The organism is Dolichospermum circinale AWQC131C, from assembly GCF_000426905.1.
Taxonomy (GTDB): Bacteria; Cyanobacteriota; Cyanobacteriia; order Cyanobacteriales; family Nostocaceae; genus Dolichospermum; species Dolichospermum circinale.
On sequence record NZ_KE384608.1, the window covers coordinates 1 to 15254 of the forward strand.

17 protein-coding genes and 1 riboswitch are annotated in these 15254 nt (G+C 38.2%); of the genes, 6 read left to right on the forward strand and 11 right to left on the reverse strand.

The annotated features are described in order from the left end of the window. Positions 1-126: 126 nt before the first annotated feature. Positions 127-825 carry a tRNA (adenosine(37)-N6)-threonylcarbamoyltransferase complex dimerization subunit type 1 TsaB gene (tsaB, locus tag ACIR131C_RS0109785; RefSeq protein WP_231395436.1) on the reverse strand — a complete coding sequence of 233 codons (699 nt, stop codon included), beginning with the start codon at positions 823-825 and terminating at the stop codon, positions 127-129. Positions 826-1210: 385 nt separating this feature from the next. Here tsaB and metK point away from each other — a divergent pair, with 385 nt between their 5' ends. Next, on the forward strand, positions 1211-2449 hold the full coding sequence (gene metK / locus ACIR131C_RS0109790; RefSeq protein WP_028090047.1) for a methionine adenosyltransferase: 1239 nt from the start codon (positions 1211-1213) through the stop codon (positions 2447-2449). 383 nt (positions 2450-2832) lie between these two features. Here metK and ACIR131C_RS0109795 read toward each other — a convergent pair whose 3' ends face one another. The 3 genes from ACIR131C_RS0109795 to ACIR131C_RS0109805 all read right to left on the reverse strand — a co-directional run bounded on the left by ACIR131C_RS0109795 (position 2833) and on the right by ACIR131C_RS0109805 (position 6059). Next, positions 2833-3291 (reverse strand): pentapeptide repeat-containing protein, encoded by a 459-nt coding sequence (locus ACIR131C_RS0109795; RefSeq protein ID WP_028090048.1) that lies wholly within the window; start codon positions 3289-3291, stop codon positions 2833-2835. A gap of 300 nt (positions 3292-3591) precedes the next feature. After that, the gene (gene cydB, locus ACIR131C_RS0109800) at positions 3592-4605 is read right to left on the reverse strand and encodes a cytochrome d ubiquinol oxidase subunit II (protein ID WP_028084887.1); all 1014 of its coding nucleotides are present in this window, start codon (positions 4603-4605) and stop codon (positions 3592-3594) included. 11 nt (positions 4606-4616) lie between these two features. After that, positions 4617-6059: a cytochrome ubiquinol oxidase subunit I gene (locus ACIR131C_RS0109805; protein WP_028084888.1), complete on the reverse strand. Its 1443-nt coding sequence runs from the start codon at positions 6057-6059 to the stop codon at positions 4617-4619. 125 nt (positions 6060-6184) lie between these two features. Here ACIR131C_RS0109805 and ACIR131C_RS25470 point away from each other — a divergent pair, with 125 nt between their 5' ends. Next, positions 6185-6361 carry a hypothetical protein gene (locus ACIR131C_RS25470; RefSeq protein ID WP_155963066.1) on the forward strand — a complete coding sequence of 59 codons (177 nt, stop codon included), beginning with the start codon at positions 6185-6187 and terminating at the stop codon, positions 6359-6361. Positions 6362-6508: 147 nt separating this feature from the next. Here ACIR131C_RS25470 and ACIR131C_RS0109815 read toward each other — a convergent pair whose 3' ends face one another. The 5 genes from ACIR131C_RS0109815 to ACIR131C_RS0109835 form a co-directional block, all read right to left on the reverse strand. Beyond that, positions 6509-7288, reverse strand: coding sequence for a hypothetical protein (locus ACIR131C_RS0109815; RefSeq protein WP_028090049.1), 780 nt, complete (start codon positions 7286-7288; stop codon positions 6509-6511). 221 nt (positions 7289-7509) lie between these two features. After that, a complete protein-coding gene (locus tag ACIR131C_RS0109820) occupies positions 7510-8331 on the reverse strand; it encodes an energy-coupling factor ABC transporter ATP-binding protein (protein ID WP_028090050.1) in 822 nt (273 codons plus the stop codon). Then, positions 8306-9118 (reverse strand): cobalt ECF transporter T component CbiQ, encoded by an 813-nt coding sequence (gene cbiQ, locus ACIR131C_RS0109825; protein ID WP_028090051.1) that lies wholly within the window; start codon positions 9116-9118, stop codon positions 8306-8308. The genes ACIR131C_RS0109820 and cbiQ overlap by 26 nt, the downstream gene beginning before the upstream one ends. A 2-nt stretch (positions 9119-9120) precedes the next feature. After that, positions 9121-9417 (reverse strand): energy-coupling factor ABC transporter substrate-binding protein, encoded by a 297-nt coding sequence (locus tag ACIR131C_RS0109830; RefSeq protein WP_028084892.1) that lies wholly within the window; start codon positions 9415-9417, stop codon positions 9121-9123. Next, positions 9404-10183, reverse strand: coding sequence for an energy-coupling factor ABC transporter permease (locus ACIR131C_RS0109835; protein WP_028090052.1), 780 nt, complete (start codon positions 10181-10183; stop codon positions 9404-9406). Before ACIR131C_RS0109835 ends, ACIR131C_RS0109830 begins: the two co-directional genes overlap by 14 nt. A 22-nt stretch (positions 10184-10205) precedes the next feature. Further along, positions 10206-10368, reverse strand: a riboswitch (cobalamin riboswitch). Between the two features lie 126 nt (positions 10369-10494). Between ACIR131C_RS0109835 and ACIR131C_RS0109840 the strand changes: the two genes are divergently transcribed. From ACIR131C_RS0109840 to ACIR131C_RS0109850, 3 genes are all read left to right on the forward strand, one after another. Then, positions 10495-10863, forward strand: coding sequence for a YtxH domain-containing protein (locus ACIR131C_RS0109840; RefSeq protein ID WP_028090053.1), 369 nt, complete (start codon positions 10495-10497; stop codon positions 10861-10863). Between the two features lie 11 nt (positions 10864-10874). After that, entirely contained in the window at positions 10875-11279 is a 405-nt protein-coding gene (locus ACIR131C_RS22380; RefSeq protein WP_035371773.1) for a hypothetical protein, read from the forward strand. Positions 11280-11462: 183 nt separating this feature from the next. Continuing rightward, positions 11463-12272, forward strand: a complete 810-nt coding sequence (locus ACIR131C_RS0109850; RefSeq protein ID WP_028090054.1) for a TPM domain-containing protein — start codon at positions 11463-11465, stop codon at positions 12270-12272. A gap of 36 nt (positions 12273-12308) precedes the next feature. Here the strand turns inward: ACIR131C_RS0109850 and ACIR131C_RS0109855 are convergent, their stop codons facing one another. After that, positions 12309-12992: a hypothetical protein gene (locus ACIR131C_RS0109855; RefSeq protein WP_028090055.1), complete on the reverse strand. Its 684-nt coding sequence runs from the start codon at positions 12990-12992 to the stop codon at positions 12309-12311. A gap of 85 nt (positions 12993-13077) precedes the next feature. Next, positions 13078-13914 carry a 4-hydroxy-tetrahydrodipicolinate reductase gene (dapB, locus tag ACIR131C_RS0109860; protein WP_028090056.1) on the reverse strand — a complete coding sequence of 279 codons (837 nt, stop codon included), beginning with the start codon at positions 13912-13914 and terminating at the stop codon, positions 13078-13080. 612 nt (positions 13915-14526) lie between these two features. On the opposite strand from dapB, the gene ACIR131C_RS0109865 reads away from it, so the two are divergent. After that, entirely contained in the window at positions 14527-14916 is a 390-nt protein-coding gene (locus ACIR131C_RS0109865; protein WP_028090057.1) for a DUF1815 family protein, read from the forward strand. Positions 14917-15254: the final 338 nt, after the last annotated feature.

Below are 15254 nucleotides of genomic sequence, written 5' to 3' on the forward strand. Positions count from 1 at the left end.
CAATATATCAATGCTGCCGGTTGTTGTCAAGGGTTTTTCAAAACTTTTTTTTAAGTCGGGTGAATTTAATTTCTGATTTTGGCTATAAGCTTTATGTGGTAAGGGTTAGACAAATTTTTAAATTAGTCAATCTATGGGATGCTGTCCATAATAGGGTAGAGCCTCGGACCAATGGGGGTGTTTACCCTGCTGCCAATTTAAATAAGCTAATTCCAAAATACTGTTAACAGTGGCGGCTAATTGAGATGTAGCCGAAATTAACTGATAACTGGTCTGCCAATTAGCAAGGGTTTCTTGCCATGCGGCTGGGGTGAATACTGTATCTGGCAACAAGGCCGTAAGACCGGAATTATCAGGGGTTGGTTGATAAATAGCACCAAAAGTCTGTCCCCTTTGTGCTGGCATTTCTACTGCAATTATTGGATATTGGCAATTTTGCGGTAGGGGAGTAGTATTTTTAATTTCAGCCGCAAAACTAGAATGGTTGTGTAAGGTATGTTCTTGCCAAGCTACTGCGGCCAGAGTAGATATGGTAAATACTGGAATTTTTAGCTGTTGTGCTAATGTACGAGCGGTGACAATACCAATGCGAGTTCCTGTAAAACCACCAGGTCCTTGGCTGACGGCGATAAATTCCAAGTCTGCCCAGGTTCGTGGTTTAATCAGTTCTATCAAGTATTGATGGATATGACTGGATAGGTCACGCCCTAAATTCCAAACTTGAGATTGGGTATGATCTGCAAAGTTGCTAATTGCCAAACCTAGTTCTGGTGTGGTGGTGTGCAATGCTAAGGCGTATTTATTTAGTGGAAATATGGTTGTCAAAGTAAATATATTTTATTTGGGTGTGGAAGCTAAGGTAGCTTTGATTTTGGGCTTTTAATTTAATATTAATGGAGTTTGTCAGAATTGGTGTTACTGATTTCAAATATACTACCTTCCATCCTCATAGGTACAGGAATCAGGCATGAAACGCAGATAAACGCAGATAAACGCAGATAAGTTTATTCCTGATAAGGCTTCTAGGAAAGGGACATTTAATTTTCACCAATGTCTAATTGGAAGCTGCTATATTTATCCGTAATTAGATAAATTTTATTTACATCTAAATTGTTTAATACTGAAATAGAAGATACCTAATCACGAAAACTGCAAATGTTGTTATGATTTCAGAAATTAAGTCAAAAAATTTTCACAGGAGGAATTTCCTTTGTCTCGTCGTTATTTATTTACTTCCGAGTCAGTTACAGAGGGTCATCCAGATAAAATCTGTGATCAAATTTCTGATACGATTATTGATGCGCTACTCGCAGAAGACCCTCATAGCCGTGTGGCGGCAGAAGTTGTAGTTAATACTGGTTTGGTGCTAATTACTGGAGAAATTACCACCAAAGCTCATGTTAATTATGTCCATCTTGCTCGGAAAAAAATCGCGGAAATTGGCTATACTGACGCAGATAACGGCTTTTCTGCGAATAGTGCCAGTGTTTTAATAGCATTGGATGAACAATCACCTGATATTGCTCAGGGTGTCAATGTAGCCAAAGAAAGCCGGACAGAAAATAGTGATGAACTATTTGATAAAATTGGTGCTGGTGATCAAGGTATCATGTTCGGTTTTGCTTGTAACGAAACTCCAGAACTTATGCCTTTACCTATCAGTTTAGCACACCGCATTGCCCGGAGATTGGCAGGAGTTCGCAAGGCTGGTATTCTCCCTTACCTGCGTCCTGACGGTAAAACCCAAGTTACGGTAGTCTATGAGGATGGAAAGCCTGTAGGTATTGATACTATCTTGATTTCTACCCAACATACAGCTACTATTGGGGATATTAGCGATGATGCCGAGGTACATGACAAGATTAAAGCTGACCTGTGGACGGAAGTAGTAGAACCTATATTTGGTGATATTACTATTAAGCCAAGTCAGGAAACCAAGTTTTTGGTTAACCCCACTGGTAAGTTTGTTATTGGTGGACCTCAAGGAGATTCTGGTTTAACAGGACGGAAAATAATCGTTGATACCTACGGTGGTTATTCTCGACATGGGGGCGGTGCTTTTTCCGGTAAAGATCCTACAAAGGTAGATCGTTCTGCTGCTTATGCTGCTCGCTACGTTGCTAAAAATATTGTTGCGGCTGGGTTGGCTCAAAAGTGTGAAGTACAGCTAAGTTATGCCATTGGTGTGGCTCGGCCTGTTAGCATTTTTGTTGATACCTTTGGTACGGGTAAAGTAGATGATGAAATTCTCTTAAACTTAGTTAAAGAGAACTTTGAACTCCGACCAGCGGGAATTATCCATGTGTTCAATTTACGTAACTTACCAAGTGAAAGAGGCGGACGTTTTTATCAGGACGTTGCAGCTTATGGTCATTTGGGAAGAACGGATTTAGATTTACCATGGGAACGCACGGACAAGGTACAGGTGTTAAAGCAAGCTGTAAATTAACCTTATTTAAGTCTAATTGCTTAAATAGTTAGTTTGATAATAAAAAATTATTTTGAGGCTATGGACAATTTAATTATCCATAGCCCCTTTTTTTAATTCAGGCACAACTCACACAAGTGTCATAATTGCTAGGTTGCAATCAGGACTTTATTTCCATCTCAGGGAAGGTAATCTAAAAGAATGAAGGATAAATCCCGTACTACAAACAAAATATATTTGCTTTTGTGACACTAGATTAAAATGTGTAAATTTAATTGCCTAAGTTGAACTGGATTTAATTTGTATGATTCTAGCGGGCAAGACTTGTACTAAGTTTGGTCGTAGTATGCCCGCGACACAACATCTAGTTAGATGAGAATTATCAAATTTAGATGCGTAACAGCTTAGTCCCAGTCAGGAAGAGTAGCTCCATATTCTCCACCAACACCAATTCCTGTGTTGTATATACCAGCATTGGTAATATTAATATTATCCATTGATGCTTGATAGACGTTAGAATCGTGAATGGTCGCCCCAGTCAGGTTGGCGTTGTTGAGATTGGCCTGTTTTAGGTTAACATTGGTAACAAAAGCTGATGTTAAATTAGCACCCGCTAAATTTGCTCCCGTCAAGTCAGCACCTTCTAAGTTAGCATTTGTGAGGTTAGCGCCTCGAAGATTTGCGCCCCGTAAGTCAGCACCAATCAAATGAGCGCCGCTAAGGTTGGCCCCTGATAGATTACACTGAATACATTCTCTAGTTAACAAAAGTTTCTGTAAATCTTGTTTGCTTCCAGCTTGAACTGAATTAGCTAGAAACAGGGGAGTTATCAAGGCCATAGCGGCTAAGAGTTGAAGTTTCATAAAGTTTCCCCCTTTATAATGGAGTTATGTCCGTTCTTGTCCTCACGCCATTATTGTCTCACTAATTGGCTGGAAAATGTTGATTTAAATCACAAGCTTGATATTTTTTCACAAATGGGCAAAATCTGGAGTTAGGATCTAGAGGATAATTAACCGCAGATAACCGCAGATAACCGCAGATAAGTTATCAAGACATCTGGTGAAAATTAAATGTGCGTAATCACCAAACCCTTGTAGAGACAATTTATGAATCGTCTCTATAATCTTTTTTACAAGATATCTATTCAGTAAATCCCGAATTTATTCCCTCTCTTCACTGATCACTACTTTACCTCGAAAGACAAAGTAATTGTAGATGTTATAAAACAACATAATCGGAATTAAAAACCCAATAAATATGATCATAAATACCATTGAACTGGCAGAAGAAGCTGCTTGATAAATGGTAATAGTGGGGGGGATAATGTAGGGAAAGGCAATAAATCCTAAACCAATAAATGTCAACAAAAATATTAAAGCTGTGTAAACAAATGAAGCAACTTCCTCTTTACGGTTTAGGCTTTGCAACAGCGACCAAATCAACAGCATACCCAATACAGGGATCAGGGCAAAGATATAAACTTCTGGTTGATGAAATAGCCTAGCTCTAGCATTTTCATAGACAATTGGTGTCGTAATAGTAATTAAACTAGCACCGATAAAAGTTGTCCAAGCAGCTAATTTTGCAGTTTTTAAATGAGTTTCCTGTAATTTACTTTCTGTTTTCAAAATTAAGTAAGTTGAACCAATCAAGACATAACCTTGTACAAGAGTCAATGCTGTTAACAATGATTGCCAACTTAACCAATCCCATATTCCACCTATAAAATGCCCAGCCGCATCAACTTTGATTCCTGCTAATACACCACCTAATGCAAAACCCTGAAATAAAGAAGCAATAAAACTACCGATTCCAAAGGCGAAATTCCAAAAACTTTTATTATCAGAATGTTCCCGAAATTCAAAAGCAACAGCCCGCAGAATTAACCCTACAACCATCACCATCAAAGGTAAATAAAGGGCAGTGAGAATTGTCCCATAAGCCAAAGGAAAAGCCCCAAATAATGCCCCAGCCATTAATACTAACCAAGTTTCGTTAGCATCCCAAATGTTACCCAGACTGGTCATTAATAAGCTACGACGTTCTTCAGATGAGGAAGTTAAGGAGAGGATACCAACGCCTAAATCAAAGCCATCTAAAAGGACATAAAGGAACAGAAATAGCCCCAGAATTACAAACCAAACTTGTGGTAAAAAGTGCAATAAAGCTTCCATATAATTTCTGGCTATTGTAGTGTTTCTAGAGGACGACTATCGGGAATATGACTCACCGATTCAGTGGCAATTACTGTTTTGATTTCACTTCCAGGTATTGGTAAAGTTAAATCTGGTCCCTTGCGAATAATCCGGCTACCAAAAAACATGGCTGAGACAAACAAAACACTGTAAAGAAGGGCAATAACTGTGAGTGAAAATAATACTTCACTTGCTGGTATATGAGAAGCGGCATCAGTAGTCCGAATTTGCTCATACACAGTCCAAGGTTGTCGTCCCACACAGCGAACAATCCAGCCTGATTCAATCGCCAAATAGCCCAAAGGTGCAGCTAAAATCCAAGACCGTAATAACCATTTTTGCTGATTGATATGATTATCATTCAGTTTACCCCTAAGCCATTGTATGATACTCCACAGCATTAATCCGACTAAGAAAAATCCGATTCCCGCCATGATTCGGAAGGAATAAAAAATTAAAGGAATCATTGGTGGACGGTTTTCTGGTTTCCATTCTTTGAGTCCTAATACTGGTTCAGAAAGTTTAGGTTTGAGTTCTAAAATATAACTTAAACCGTTGGGGATAGAAATTTCCCAATCATTTTTTTCGGCTTTTCTATTAGGAATTGCTAATAGATTCCATTTAGCAGATTCACCAGCAGGTACTGTTTCCCATTGGGCTTCAATTGCTGCTAATTTAGTTGGTTGATAGTGATAAACTTGATCGCCACTTGCATGACCAATGTAGACTTGTAAAGGAGCGACAAAAATAGATATTGCTAAAACTATTTTCAATGATTTGCTAAAAAATTCTTGATGGCGATTATTGAGAATATACCAAGCACTAATTCCCCCAATTACAAATAAAGAAGTCTCCAAAGTTGCCAAGAACATATGAAGAACACTATTCACCATGAAGGGATTCAAAATTGCTTGGAAATAGTCATCAACAATAAACTTACCATTCACCATTTCTCCACCACTAGGAGTCTGAAACCATGAATTAGCAACCAAAATCCAAAAGGTGGAAAGATTTGCCCCAAACGCCACGAGAATAGTTGCTAAGTAGTGAATTACCGGAGGGACTCGCTCCCAACCAAACATCATAATTCCTAAAAAAGAAGCCTCTAACATAAATGCCATTGAGCCTTCAAATCCCAGAATACTACCTAAGAAATCTCCCACGGCTTCCGATAATGGGGCCCAGTTAGTCCCAAACTGAAAACCCATTGGTAAACCTGATGCAACTCCGATACCAAAGTTTAGTAAATACAGTTTTGACCAGAAACGACCGTGATGATAATAAGTGGGATTTTTGGTTTTTAACCATAGTCCTTCTACGACAATTAAGTAGATAGACATACCTGTGGTCAGGACAGGCCAAATCATGTGAAAAATTGCTGTAAATGCAAATTGCAACCGTGATAAAGCTAGGGTGTTAGATAAAATTTCCATACTCTTTGAAGGAGTTACGCAAAACGATTAAATATATGTTCATCATATACAATAATATTTGTTTATAGAGTATTACTTCCAAAATTTTTAAGCTTTGAAAGGTTTGACAATAGGTCGTTTAAAGTTTGACAATAAGTCGTTTGATGATTTTTCCAGATGTCCCTTGTTTATCAACTGTTGCAGTCGTTAAAAGTGAATCTAAAAGTGGTAAATTTGCCATGATATCTCTAGCTTGGTCTATTAGTTTAGCTTGGGTAGCAAGTTTTATTTTCTATCAAAGTCCGAGGGCTTTGGGATTTTGATTTTTGAAAAAATACGTAGGGTGTGTTAGCGATCGCGTAACGCACCCAATCCTCGTAATTTATATCTGGTAAAAAGTTCAGTTCAAATGAATCATTAATGGGAGGTGTAAATCTCCCATTACACCAGGAAATTATTTTGTCGTCTTATTAAACCAGATAACTAGTATTCGGAACAATCGGAAATATTGCATATTCATACCAAGCTGTCCAGATAAAACTCCGAATCCAGCGTTGACGTTTTTCCCAACTTAATTCATAATCAAATGTACCGGAAGATTGATCAATGGAAGATAGATGAGAGTTACAACCACAGCCATGTTGATAGGTAAAACCGTATTTGGAGGCGATACTTTGTACTTTCATTTGCATAGCAAATACCTTACCTGCGTGTAGGATAGCATCCCAAGGACGTTTATGTTCTATATCTCGTTGATCAAATCTTAAAGCTCTTTCCTCAAATACATGATCTCGATAAATTGGCGCTAAATGGACATGATAAAAACTGGCTGGTAAATCATAACCAAATTCCTGGAAAAGTTCTAGTCCAATACGCGCTACTTTGATTTCGTCACTGTATTCACAACCTTTTGATTCCAAATTACTTAAAACTTCTCCAAAGTTCGGATAATTATGAACCATAAAGTCATGACCATAAAATTCTAGGGTTTCCCGTGCCATTTGCCCAAATAGCTCAGAAAATGAGGGTTTTAAATGAAATAAATGGGGACGTTCATTAAACAAGTCAACATCACCATATTGCAGTTTATATTGAAACAACTGCGCCATTTCTACATATATTTTTGGGTCACTGAGTTTAACATTTGCCCTACCTTTAGCAATATCTTGCCACACAGAAGGTAGTTGAGAAAGGGTAACGGCATTTTCACCAACAATGACTGCAATAGTAGGGACTTCTTGAAGCTGCATATCCAATTTCCACAGAGAGTTTAATTAACTAATTTACTATAAATCATCCCCTTTTTAGCTTATTAATAGAATTAAAAAATGTTTGATAGGCTGTCTTTTGACATTCCACTTCTAATTAGGTTGGTTTGACGCAAGGAAACCCAAACTAATTAGAATTTTGTTGGGTTGCGCTGTGGCTTAACCCAACCTACAATATATTACGATTACGGTAAATTCCATTTTCAAACATCCTTTAATATCCGTTTTCGGAGTCGTTCTATAATTATTCTCTCTTCAGGTGATAGCCCATCAAACAACATTTCATATATTAATGGTACACCCAATTCTAATTCTTCTAAAAGTGTCCGTTGGCTAAATACATCTTCTGGTTTTCCTTCTAATATCAATTGTCCTTTATCCATGACAAAAACCCAATCAGCCCAGCGATAGACTAAATCTAAATCGTGGGTTGCCATTAATAAAGTATGACCATGTTGATGAATTTTTTGGAGGGTTTTCATCAAATTACGAGTATGTTTAATATCTAGATATGCCGTTGGCTCATCTAATATTAAAAGTTGCGGTTTCAGTACCATGATATCAGCAATAGAAACTCGTTTTTTCTGCCCTAAACTCAGATGATGTACTGGTGTTTCCGCTAAATTATTTAATTCAAATTCACCCAATATCTGTTCTACTCGCTGTTGAATTTCTGCTGTGGGTAAACCTAAATTACATAAACCATAAGAAATATCTTCTTCAACTGTAGAAGCTACTAATTGTTGTTCAGGATCTTGAAATACTAAACCGACTTTTTGCCTAATTTGACTGAGATATTGACGATTATAAATTAATGGTTCACCACACCATTTAACAACTCCAGAATTGGGTTTATATAGTCCATTAGCTAATAAAAATAGCGTTGTTTTACCACAACCATTTTGACCAATTAAGGCACAATTTTTTCCAGAAGGAATCCTCATCGTTAAACCATTTAAGACTGATTTTTGTGAACCGGGGTAAGTGTAATATACCTGCTCAAATTCGAGTAAATATTCCTGCATTTTGGTAAGTTTCTAATCCTATTAATATTACACAACCACAAATTGCTTCTATAGTATATCGTGGAGATAAACGATAACGACGGGGATGCCAAAATCGCAGTTCTCCTGCGAAACCTCGTGCTTGCAGTCCCAGGGCAAATTGACTATATTGTTGTAGAGTTCGCTGCAATAATTGTCCGATTAATAATGCTAAACTTTTCATGCTAGTATGCCAATTGCGGTAGCCATTACGAGAATTTTGTGCTGTCCATAATTCATTGGCTGTTTTTAGCAAAATGAAAATAAACCGATACATTAGTAATAACAAATCAGTTAAAAGCACTGGAAATTTCAACCAACGTAAAGTTTGCAAAATTTCTGTGAATGGGACAGTTAACATGAGAAAATATAAGCAAGAAACAGAGGCTAATGCTCTAGTTAAAATCCCCCATGCTTGAATGCTGCCACTCCGACTAATATAAATATAGAAGTTTCCAAAATTTAACCCGTAAAATGAATCTAATTTGACGATTTCTAGATGAGAAATTGTAACTCCATTGACCATTAATGCTGGTAAACTTGTCAAACAAAAAACTATGGTGAATATTAACAAGCGCCAATAAATTCCAGCGGGAATTTTGGCATAAATTACTGTCCAAATACTCATCCAAATTACTATCAAAATTTGCACTAAAGGATGACTACAAAGAGAAATAATCAGAGTCGTAAATGCAAAAATGAGTTTATGTTCTGGTGGTAATCTTCGCAGTTGATTAGTGTAAGCTAGGGTATCTAATTTTAAAGTCATTCTTAACTTCTTTCTCGTTTTGAACGTCCTTTATATACGCCAATTGCGTAACCAACTACTCCCGCACCTAAAGCTGCTTGAGAAGCAAATAATAAACTGGCTATTTCCCCACTAGCTGGTGTAAATGGTGATTGAAACCAAGGTTTATATTCAGGTTGTATTTCTGTAATAGCGGCTTTAGCTTTGTCATCAGAACCGCCAAACTTTCCATGGGGTACAAATATTAATGGTGCAACTCCTAATGCCAAAACTGCTAATATTAAAAACCAGTTATTTAAACTTTGATTAGATTGATTCATTACTGTGATTTCTTCCCTTGATTAATTGCAAAAGTTCTAATTCTTGAGGATTATAAGATTGTAACCAGTTCCAAACTAAGACAGTTAGTAATCCTTCACTAATTGCTAAGGGTACTTGAGTAAGGGCAAAAATTCCCGCGAATTTGGCAAATGAAGCGATAAATCCACCGACTGGTGCAGGAAAAGCCAAAGCAAGTTGGATAGAAGTGATAATATAGGTGAGTAAATCTGCCAAAGTTGCTGCTAAAAAGATGGCGATTTTTTGTTTACCAGTCAGCCGCATCGTCACATTATATATCCAGTATGCTGCAAAGGGTCCAGCGATCGCCATGGAAAAGGCATTTGCACCAAGTGTGGTCAAACCACCATGGGCCAGTAACAAAGCTTGAAACAACAATACCAAGCTACCCAAAACTGTCATAGTCAGCGGTCCAAACAGCACCGCACCTAATCCCGTTCCTGTGGGGTGAGAACAGCTACCTGTAACAGAAGGAATTTTCAACGCTGACAAGACAAAAGTAAAACCACCAGCTAAACCTAATAAAAGTTTCAATTCTGGGTTAGCTTGGGTAATGCGAGTTAGACTACGCAATCCTAAAATGAAAAATGGTAATGTTACAACCCACCAAAAAATTGCCCACTGCACTGGTAAAAAACCTTCCATAATGTGCATTGCGTAGGCAGGTTTGGGGAAACCAACTACCAAGTAAAAACTAATAACAGCCATTAGGGTGAGACTAACTAATGCCTGTTTTTTTCGGGACATAATCTGTACCTCGCAGATTTATATAAACGTAATTCTATCGGTGGGCATTCTGACTTACCATATTTTGGCTCACAGTTGCGGGACAGTGCCGGATTTGCACCAGACTTTCCCCCTTACGTCCAATAGTGCAGCGAGGTGTTAGCCATTGGCTGCTCCCCATCAGAACCGATGGTAACAACTATATCATTATTCCCAATAGAACTTAATTCTCTATACAACTTAGACAAAATCCGGGTGCTTTGTCACCCCAAATTTTCATCGCCAGGGTGCAAGATATAAGATAAGTTTTATAGAGTGGAAAATTAAAAAAAATGTCTAACAACCGTTCTGGAATTTTTATTGGCGGTTTGATGATAGGGGCTGCTATCGGTACTTTAGCCGGTTTGCTAGTTGCTCCCCGCACAGGCCGCGAAACCCGTAAACTTCTCAAAAAATCCGCTCATGCTATCCCTGAATTAGCTGAGGATATCTCTACCAGTGTACAAATTCAGGCAGATCGTATTTCTACTAACACCCTGCAAAACTGGGATGAAACTGTAGATAGACTGCGGGAAGCGATCGCTGTGGGTATAGATGCTACTCAGCGCGAAATCCAAGGTTTAAATCAGAAGAATACTGTTAATGTCAGCAGCATCGCAGACGACACCGATAATTTGACTCAAAAACTAGAACGTTTATAAATGAGATAACAGTGATTGATCCTTTATTTTGGTTGGGACTATCTATCCTCTTGGTTGCTGCTAGTCTCACGGCTGTTCTGGTGGCATCTATACCCGCTTTACAGGAGTTAGCCCGTGCCGCTCGCAGTGCCGAAAAATTCTTTGATACTCTTTCACGGGAGTTACCACCTACTCTTAATGCTATCCGCAACACCAGCTTAGAAATAACAGATTTAACTGATGATGTTAGTGAAGGTGTAAAAAGCGCTGGTCAAGTTGTCAAACAATTTGACCAAAGCCTAAATAGTGCCAAAAAACAAGCAGAAAATATTCAAGTTGGCACTCGTAGTGTTTTAATTGGTATTAAAGCTGCTTTGATAAGTTTCAACCGAAAAAAACCTGCTAAAAGAAGTGCTAGAACCCTAACTAATCAATGATCAATTACCAATAACCCAATAACATTACAGTTATCTCCAGTCTCTAATTTCTCAATCAGGTTTTGTTGATCTATCTAACTAATATTAGAGTAAAGTAAAGAAGTGTAAAGAAGTATCACTTTTACGTGACTCTTTGCAAAGCACTTGTTACATCATCCTGTTAATAATAGTATAAAAACGTTCATGCACCTGTGTTCTTGGCGACGAATTTTAGTATCAATTGCCCTATTTTGCTTTGCTGGGTCAATCTGGGCAATTAATTCTCCATCAGCCCTAGCTTATGAAAATCCCGATCTATTACCGGGCTTTGTCACACCAGTAGTAGATTTAGCAAAAACTCTCCCTGACCCCCAAGAAGAAAAATTAGTTAAAGAATTAGAACAGTTTGAAACTGATACTGGTTGGAAATTGCGCGTTTTAACCCAGTATGACCGCACCCCAGGTAGAGCAGTAATTAAATATTGGGGATTAGATGATAAAAGTATTCTCCTAGTCGCAGATGCCCGTGGTGGTAATATTCTTAGCTTTAGCGTGGGTGATGCAGTTTACCAATTCCTACCGCGCACCTTCTGGATTGAACTACAAACCCGCTTTGGTAACTTATACTTTGTCCGTGAACAAGGAGAAGATCAAGCCATTCTCCAGTCCTTAGATTCAGTTAAAGGTTGCTTACTTAAAGGCGGTTGTAATGTAGTTCCTGGACTGCCTAAAGAACAATGGATACTCACCCTTGTCACCTCCGCTGTGGGTGGAATTATTTGCGGTTTTGCCGCTCAACCCCGCAACGATAAACAAATACTGGCTTGGCAATGGGCGTTAATTTTTTCACCCTTATGGGGAATGTTATTTATTGCTTTCGGTATTGCTCCAGTTATCACCCGTACAAGTGACTGGTTGCCTCTAGTTCGCAATATTTCCGCTTTTGCTATTGGTGCTTTAGTGGCTTATTTATCCCCTGTTTTTAGTCGGCCTTCTTCAGAGGCTGAATCCTGAAAAGTTTAGGGGACTGGGGAATAGGGTATTTATTCTCTACCCCCCTTGTCTTCCTGAACGACGACGAGGTCTTCTTTCTTGGTTCCCACGTAAACGCATACTAACTTCATTAAAGAAGTCTCGGCGGAGATATGGATAATCACTTACCCATAGGTCACGACTAGGAATGTATATATCACTAAATTCTTCAATTGTGCTTAAATCAGCACGATTTGACATGACCACCATTTCAGCGATTTGACCACGAGTAATGGCTTTGTGGGCAGGACGTAGTGGGGCTTCAAATTCAACACTAAATCCTGTGTCGTCACCTATTTCTAAGTTAATCCGCTTTTCCCGGTTTTCAATAATTACTAACTCACCTTTACTGTTGACGGTTTCCTGTTTGCCCATTAACCGATCTGTAATCCACCAATCTAGCACTCGTCCCCGGAAAAATCCACTGTATTTGTAACGGCGGCATTTTCCATTGCGGATACTTGCTTGTAATATGGGATACCATAGCCAAAAGAAAGCACCAAATACCCCAAAAAAGAATATGAACCCAAATTCTAATCTAAACAAAAATTGTATCAGCAGTAGCACAGCCATGGTAACTACGGAGATTAATAGCCGCTGCAAAAAATTACTGAACTTTCCCCAATAGTATTTATATTGTGGTCCAGAGGCAATTAGGGGAATAATTTGTTCAAATTTTTGCCGAGTTAGGGGAACGATCATATTTTAGATTTGGGATTTTGAATTTTAGATTTTGGACTGGAAAAATCGCCAATCGAAAATTTATCACAGATGATTGCTGAGTGTTTTACAGTATTTTTTCTAGTCCATATACTAAAGATTTTAGCTGGTTAACTTTGCGTATGGCTAATAATACTCCTGGCATATAACAGGCGCGATCGCTGGTATCATGACGTAAGGTATAAATCTGTCCAGCAGCGCCGAAAATCACCTGTTGGTGGGCAATTAGTCCTGGTAAGCGTACACTATGAATTCTAATCCCTTCATCTGCTAAACTGCCTCTAGCTCCTGGTATTTTCTCCGTTTCTTCCACCATAGCAGTATTGAAGGTTTTACCCATTTCTGCCAAAAGTTGAGCAGTTTGAATGGCTGTACCGCTGGGAGCATCAGCTTTTTGGTTATGATGGAGTTCGATAATTTCTACATGATCAAAATACTGAGAAGCTCTAACAGCCGCTTCTTGTAATAATACCATACCAATGGAAAAGTTGGGAATAATCAAACAACCGGTACTGGCTTTTTCAGCAAAATCACTTAATTCTTGAATTTGTGCGGTACTTAAACCTGTAGTTCCTACAACTGGACGAATTCCATAGGCGATCGCACTACGAATATTGTTATATACTACATCAGGATGAGTAAAATCAACTAGTACACCTGGCTGCATCTGTCTTTCCCCAGCCACATAGGCCAACATAGGTTCTAACTGATTGCTAATGGGTACTTCTAAGGGTTCACTTAAACCCGCTAGTTCTCCAGCGTCTTTACCTTGATGTTGGGGAGTGGTGTCAATTGCACCCATTAAAGTCAAATCAGATGCTTGGGCTACTGCTTTGATGACCTCACGTCCCATTTTACCAGCCGCACCATTGACAATAACTGGAATAGAAGCTTGATTGCTCATAGATTTAACAATTATTTTCAATTCAACAATAAAATTGTCTCACAAATGCAAGTCTGAGAAGAATAGACTTTAAATGTTCAACAGCTTATTTAGTAATTTCTGTTAAGTAGTATTCTTTAAATTAAGATATCGAGTATGTATATTCAACAGTTCCATTAATCTAATCTGTGCTATAATATTTTGTATTTATTGGTAATGGACATTAAAGTACAAATAACGAAAACAGGCGTTAGATCAGGTAAATTAACTCAATTTGGCTATACATCGTCTCTAATACCGGAAATATATAGCTTTAACGAAGTTGACTGCTGGTAGATTTAAGTTAGACTGAAAGCGTCTTAATTTAGTCAAGTACAACTCTAACCAATAGAGGAGGAAAATGTGAATTTTAGTAACTGTGTCCGGAGCAAAAATATGAGTACCAGGAAAACTGAAATTGAATAGTTTGATACGTCCTAAATTATCATTATCCACTAACCTGGACGGGATAACTGGTGAACAAACTCATAAGTGACTAAAAATTGTAATAGATAGTTTACAATGCCAATTGGTGAGAGAATCTAAAGAAATTATAAAATAAACTCAAATGACTGTGGTGTCTGGAGGACAAAAGTGTTTTTGAGACTAGCAAACGAACATAGACAATTTGTACAAGATTTGGTAATGAACTTGAAAGCTTTGGCGGTTGTATTAGAACGGCACGGTTATCCTGCTTCCTGCTATACTTGTGGCGATCAGATGAACAGCGCATCCTTTATGGTTAGTTTAGGAGACAATCATCTAATTCGCTTTTTAGTTTCAGATTATGGGATTACTTGGACAGAAATGCGTGATGATCGTGAATTAATGAAATTAGAAGGTGCAGAAGCGATTAACCAGTTGGAAGAACTAGCCACCCTGGTCAAAAAGTCTCTGCAAAAGTCTAGAGATACTGAGTATTCATCTCTAACAGGTAAACGGCTTTTACAGAAAAGTTCGGGAAGAGGGAAAACCCAAGCATAACAACTGGAAACTATGTTTGGATTGAAATTTCTTATTTCCCACTAGCTTTGAGAATGACTGTGATGAAAATCACAAACAGCGGTGGCGCTATTGATTTCACAGGCTGACAAACCAATCTGTCTGCTGGCTATAATTTATAACTTATATTTACAATTTATATATAATTTATGTATAATTTATATTTATCAGCCGGCAATCAAATCCGATAATTTCAAATATACTGATCATTGATTATGCTTTACTCCTGCTGTGAGTTTTGCGTATAGTTATATTAACCAGGACTTACGCAAAATATCTCTCAAATCCTCATTTCTCCGTGACCTCTGTGCCTGGAGTGG

What these genes read in the sequence shown, in the direction of transcription:
- ACIR131C_RS0109795 (WP_028090048.1), bottom strand. Translation starts at nt 3,291, where the DNA reads ATGAAACTTCAACTCTTAGCCGCTATGGCCTTGATAACTCCCCTGTTT.
- ACIR131C_RS0109820 (WP_028090050.1), bottom strand. Translation starts at nt 8,331, where the DNA reads ATGCAGGAATATTTACTCGAATTTGAGCAGGTATATTACACTTACCCC.
- dapB (WP_028090056.1), bottom strand. Translation starts at nt 13,914, where the DNA reads ATGAGCAATCAAGCTTCTATTCCAGTTATTGTCAATGGTGCGGCTGGT.
- ACIR131C_RS0109815 (WP_028090049.1), bottom strand. Translation starts at nt 7,288, where the DNA reads ATGCAGCTTCAAGAAGTCCCTACTATTGCAGTCATTGTTGGTGAAAAT.
- cydB (WP_028084887.1), bottom strand. Translation starts at nt 4,605, where the DNA reads ATGGAAGCTTTATTGCACTTTTTACCACAAGTTTGGTTTGTAATTCTG.
- ACIR131C_RS0109830 (WP_028084892.1), bottom strand. Translation starts at nt 9,417, where the DNA reads ATGAATCAATCTAATCAAAGTTTAAATAACTGGTTTTTAATATTAGCA.
- cbiQ (WP_028090051.1), bottom strand. Translation starts at nt 9,118, where the DNA reads ATGACTTTAAAATTAGATACCCTAGCTTACACTAATCAACTGCGAAGA.
- ACIR131C_RS0109805 (WP_028084888.1), bottom strand. Translation starts at nt 6,059, where the DNA reads ATGGAAATTTTATCTAACACCCTAGCTTTATCACGGTTGCAATTTGCA.
- ACIR131C_RS0109835 (WP_028090052.1), bottom strand. Translation starts at nt 10,183, where the DNA reads ATGTCCCGAAAAAAACAGGCATTAGTTAGTCTCACCCTAATGGCTGTT.
- ACIR131C_RS0109850 (WP_028090054.1), top strand. Translation starts at nt 11,463, where the DNA reads ATGCACCTGTGTTCTTGGCGACGAATTTTAGTATCAATTGCCCTATTT.
- ACIR131C_RS0109840 (WP_028090053.1), top strand. Translation starts at nt 10,495, where the DNA reads ATGTCTAACAACCGTTCTGGAATTTTTATTGGCGGTTTGATGATAGGG.
- ACIR131C_RS0109855 (WP_028090055.1), bottom strand. Translation starts at nt 12,992, where the DNA reads ATGATCGTTCCCCTAACTCGGCAAAAATTTGAACAAATTATTCCCCTA.